At 58.3% G+C, this 4021-nt stretch carries 2 protein-coding genes; both read right to left on the reverse strand.

The genetic code is table 11. The features are described from left to right. Positions 1 to 1140: 1140 nt before the first annotated feature. Positions 1141 to 1629 carry a hypothetical protein gene (locus tag K2Y56_RS26220; protein WP_292515066.1) on the reverse strand — a complete coding sequence of 163 codons (489 nt, stop codon included), beginning with the start codon at positions 1627 to 1629 and terminating at the stop codon, positions 1141 to 1143. Between the two features lie 387 nt (positions 1630 to 2016). After that, the gene (locus tag K2Y56_RS26225; RefSeq protein WP_292515069.1) at positions 2017 to 2358 is read right to left on the reverse strand and encodes a hypothetical protein; all 342 of its coding nucleotides are present in this window, start codon (positions 2356 to 2358) and stop codon (positions 2017 to 2019) included. Positions 2359 to 4021 lie beyond the last annotated feature (1663 nt).

Genomic DNA, 4021 nt, shown 5'->3' on the forward strand with positions numbered 1-4021 from the left:
CGAATCTTTAGACCCGATCAGGCAGTAGAGGGCTTACACCATCCTACCTACACCAGCTCACCCTATGAGATTTTCTGGTATTGGGTAGCATGTTCACCCAGCGGTGGGCGCATCCATCCACTGTTCGGACAACGTCAATGTGGCCTGGAACAGCACGGCACCACTCTCATCCCTCACTTTGACGACGACCGATTTACGCTCGCTTCTGTTGAGGCTGTATCTTGCGATCTCGGGAAGGGCACACACCGCCTCACGTCGGGCTGCCTCTAGATCGGGCAAGTCATACCCTTCTTCATCTCTCGCGTTGAGAGAGCCAGCCGTTGTGTCAATAAAGTAGCGGGGCAACCGAACCTCCATTAGAGAGGAACGATGACGAAGGGGGGTAAAGCCGCATTTAACTGCGGCAAACTAAGGAGTTAGGTCCGATGCCGTACGGTCCTTCGTACTGAGCAAGCGATTACATCAGTTGGCGCAAATGAGTTTGCTACCGAGTACCGAGATTTTTCATGGCCGCTCCCGACGCTTTAAGCCGTGTCGGCGGGAGTGTCAGCTTGACAACGGGGATCGCAACCGTGGTACGAGACCGTGTAACAAAGTGGTGAGGGCACGGGCCTGAGCCTCTGCAATATCAACCACTTAGCGGCAACCCGGCATAATCCTTTCCTGGGCACCAACCGCTGAAGTCGCTTTTGATTTCATTGCGGTTTTCCTCCTAGATGTTTCGCCGGCTCTCGAAGCCGAGAAAAGTGTGACATCATCTAATCTCATCCGATCCAGATCAATGAAATGGATCGCTTCGTTTGCGAGGCATCTCAGCTCGACCTCATGGGTATGGTGCTCGGCCATCTTCGCCGTGCGGCGACCGGAACGCCCGCATCACGTTCGGTCGTACGACTTTGTCGCTGACGCGGCCGCCTTCGGCTCGTCGAGCAACGCACGTACAACGGGCGTAGGTACCGGACGCCGAAGATCAGCGACGAGTTTAGCGGCGAGTAATCGATGATCCGGCTCGCCTGCAAGTTGCTTCCAGGCCTCGTCCTGCAGCGAGGCCGAAGGCGAAACGATGACGGGCGTCTTCCGCGATCCTAGAAGGCTGGTTGACCGGAAAGTGACGCCCACCCTGGCCAGGTATAGGGCCGTCTAATCGTTGGGATTCATGGAGCAGGTGGTCGCGCTGAGCAGCCAGGACTCGTCATCCGGCTCGGTTTTCAGCCGGGTGCCACGCTCGGACCTGTCCTCAGCATCGTAGTCCCAAGGATTGACCCAGATGCCTCCGTTTTCGATGCGAACTGTCTTTGCATTCTCCTGACGAATCCCCCAGACTCGATCGTCGAATTCCGAGCGGCACGTTGTTCTGCCCGACTCGAATCGACAGAATGCATAAGCAGCGTAGCGCACCCCGCTGCCGCGGAGCCAAACGTTGAGGCCTGCCGTGATCGCGCCGCGCCCATTCGGCTGAGCAGTCAATCGGATATGACGGACCTTTTGCTGCGGATGTGCGGCGAGATGGGCTGCGTCGTAGACGCGGTTAAAACAGGCCTCCCGCCTAACAATGAAAGCAGTAGCGCCAGAAGCGCGTGCCGTAGGGCAGCAGCCAAGAATAAGAATGCCCAGCACCAGGATTCGCATCGGTCGCCGCTGCCTTCCCACGCCGCCGCCTGCCCAAGTCAACTTGCCATTAGGTTCCATGGCCCCACAAGGACTTGCTGCGAATTACGAGGTTGCCGGAAGGGTAATGGCAGCCTCTGACGCCTCAGCCGCCTTAAAGGAGAACATGGCTTGCACGCGGCGTTGTCCCCGGCTCAGAGTCATTGCTCAAGATGCTGAGCGGGGCGCCAAACGTGAACAAGATGACCGCGCTCGCTTCGCACGTCGTCGTCCGTGTTACCTGCCTGTCCCATTGTTTGTCCCGAAACTGTTGATCGGGACGAGGGCCTTGTCGATGCCGAGGGACCGTTTGCTGACAAGCTCGTTCGACGTCATCGAAGTCCCTCCAGCCTCTCCGTCCAGCCGTTGTTAAACACCCTGTTTGTTCTGTGCTTGGAGCGGACGCAGCGAATGGGCGAGACGTTGAACCTCCTCGATATGAACTTCGTCTAATATGCCAGGCGGCTCAGAGGCTTCGGCGATGTCAAAGCCCTTCACGCTCTGGCCGGATCGCGGCTGGATGAGGCGTCCGCAGCTCGCGAGCAGGGTGGAGGCCTTCAGCAACGCCAGGGTCTCATCTTTGTAGACCGGACGCCCTGTGGTCTGATCTTCAAGCAACTGGTCGGTGAGCAAGGTCGCCATGCAGCCAATCTCGGCCAGCCGCTCCATCCTGTGGGGCGTGTCGGCTTCCAATGTCAGGCTCTCGCTCACGTCAGATAGATTTTTGCCTTCGCTAACCGCATGCCAAGTTTACGGTCGTTAGGCGGCGCTAAGCTTCAGGCTAAACGTTCGCCGTTTCGATCCATCGCAAACTTCATTATGACGGCGCCCTGTGGATCAGAGGAGGATCAAGCAACCTGCAAGGAAGGCGCATTGGATGGACAGCAGCACGCCGATAATCCAGCGAGAAGCGCGATCATCGTGAGTTGCGTGGTCTGCTTCTGTGATCTGCGGCACCGCCAGCTCCCACCAAGGATCACAGGATCGGACACCTTGTGGAAGCTCACATTAACGTGAACTATCAATTGCCTCTGAACGAGGTTGTTTTTGGCAAGTTCGGCGGAAACATAAACGATGCGTCTGCTTCGATGGCGTTGCAAAAAAGGGATTTAAAAAGCCCCGCACTTTGCGGGGCTTCGGGTCGTCGCGTGGAACCAGGTTAAGCGACGTCGTTTTGGTGGTTGGGATCTTCCGTCAAGCGCTCGGCCGGGTCGACGGTCTCCTGCGTATGGCTCCCCTCGATCCTGGCCTCAGAAGGCTTGATATGCGCACCGCGTACGCTTCCGTTGGCCTGCTGTGAGGTGGCCCTCGTGTCCGTGCTCTCGGCAGCGGGTCGCTTCTTCTCGGTCATCGCTTCTTCACCATGGTTATTGGGTGGGATCAACGGCCAAGTTGGAAGGATGTTCGACGGCAACCGAGATATGGCCTCGCCGCCGAGCTATGCAACATGCGCCATCGGGCGGGCGAGGACCTACACATTCAAATCTGACGCATCGCGGTGAACAAAGCCAGCTGACGCAGTGTTCTCCGCTCTACTCATGGTAACTCCACTACTGCCCCGCCCGATTTACCGCGGCGGGGCTTTTTTCGTCTCTGGGTTGCCAACCGGTCGCTGTCGCCTCCTACTTAGAGCGGAACGAATGCTCGCGCGTGCTCTCGTCGGTCCAGGTGACGATTTTGTTGTGGCGTACGGCGAGGCCAATGCACTGCATGCCTTGCGCTGCGGAGGCCGATTAGGCCGCTCCATCAACTCCTGATGAGGGAATGGGGTCGACGATGCACCGACCGCAGAGGTTGTTCGACACGGTGGCTGATGCGATGAATACCGCGGCGGCCCACATCACCACATCGGATTGCAAAAGCCGGCGTCCTGAAGCCCTGCAGAACAAGGATGGACTGAGGGTTGTGGTCGATGGGGAGCTGGCGCCCGACAGCGTGTAGGTCTTCGCCGGTCGTATGACAGGCTGCCACGGTTGCTCCTCAATCGAGGGCACGGAGTCGGACGTTCTCTTCGAAGCTCGGCGAAGTCCGTTTTCCCGAGAAGCCAGCCACCAGCTACGGTTGTTTCCTGAGCATGAACGAAACGCTCTGCGGGCCTTTCGACCGTGAGCACATGATCTTAAACGAGGCCTTGGCCTGCACGCTTAAGCCGCTTGGTGGCTACCTGTTACCGAAGGCGGAACGTCGGTGAGCCGCCACTGACCTATGCATGAGGCAGGCTGGGGGCGGACCTTTCCAACTCACCCCATGCGATTGCGCACATTCAAGCAGCAGAAGAACCTACCGTAGATGCCTCTTGGAGTGGCGCGTGGGCGGAAGCGTTCGACACCTTCGAAGTCCGCGCCTATCTGCCGACGCGAGCATCCAGAGATCG

Origin of the sequence: Methylobacterium sp. (assembly GCF_019745455.1) — a bacterium.
Lineage (GTDB): Bacteria > Pseudomonadota > Alphaproteobacteria > Rhizobiales > Beijerinckiaceae > Methylobacterium.